The following is a 990-nucleotide window of genomic DNA, read 5'->3' on the forward strand; positions in this document are numbered from 1 at the left end:
ATCGTGGCGCCGGCGAGGCCACACGGCGCGGGCGACGCCGGCGGGGTCAGCGTGAGGTCGCCGGCATCGGCGGGCACGCCCGATTCGGCGAGCAGGCGACACCACCGGGACCGCTCGTGCTCGTCGGGGCGCCACAGCGGACCCGAGTAACCACCGCCGGTGTCCCCGCCGAAGACCACCAGGCGCCGCGGCGACATCGCCGCCAACACGTCGTGGCTCGCCGGCCCGCGCCCGTGCAGATCCACCGCCACCTCCGGCGGCCCGCCCCGCCAGGGCACCGGCTCCAACTCGCCCACCGGCAGCAGCGTGTCGATCGCGCCGACCAGGGTGACGAGCGGGGCCAGCACGGCGGGCGCAGCCAGCACCGTCTCGTGGTCGGGGAACGCGCGCCGCAGCGCCCGATACGCCGGGACTCCGGCGAGGAAGTCGCCCAACCCCAGGGCGCGCAGCATCAGCACCACGGGGCGCTCGCGTTCGGCCCCGCTCATCGATGTGCCCGCGCCGCGGCCAGCGCGACGCCGGTGGTGGAACGCCCGGCCAGGTACGGAACGGTCACCGCCTGACCGCCGTACGACGCGACGAGCGCGGCCTCGGGCAGGGCGTCCGCCGAGTAGTCGCCGCCCTTGACCCACACGTCGGGCCGCAACATCTCGATCAGGGCCTCGGGCGTGGCCTCCTCGAAGACCACGACGCCGTCGACGCAATCGAGCGCGGCCAGCACCTCGCAGCGATCGGCGGCCGAGTGGAACGGCCGGGGCGGCCCCTTGAGCGCGCGCACCGACGCGTCCGAGTTCAGGCACACCACCAGGCAGTCGCCCAGTGCCCGGGCCGCGCGCAGCGTTCGAATGTGTCCCGCGTGCAGCAGGTCGAAGCAACCACCGGTGGCCACGATCCGCCCGCCCGCCGCCCGCACCCGCCGGACGTGCGCAAAGGCGGAGCGGCCGTGCCCCGACCCGCCGCCGTCGATCGCCGCACCGCCCGACACCGCCT

At 76.1% G+C, this 990-nt stretch carries 1 protein-coding gene and 1 pseudogene; both read right to left on the reverse strand.

Annotated features, from left to right (window positions below):
• Positions 1 to 488: pseudogene (locus GT354_RS35985) on the reverse strand (glycosyltransferase family 9 protein); the annotation flags it as partial.
• A partial coding sequence (rfaE2, locus tag GT354_RS35990; protein WP_161360587.1) for a D-glycero-beta-D-manno-heptose 1-phosphate adenylyltransferase occupies positions 485 to 990 on the reverse strand: 506 nt, incomplete at its 5' end. The pseudogene GT354_RS35985 and the gene rfaE2, both read right to left, overlap by 4 nt.

The organism is Streptomyces sp. SID3343, from assembly GCF_009865215.1.
GTDB lineage: Bacteria > Actinomycetota > Actinomycetes > Streptomycetales > Streptomycetaceae > Embleya.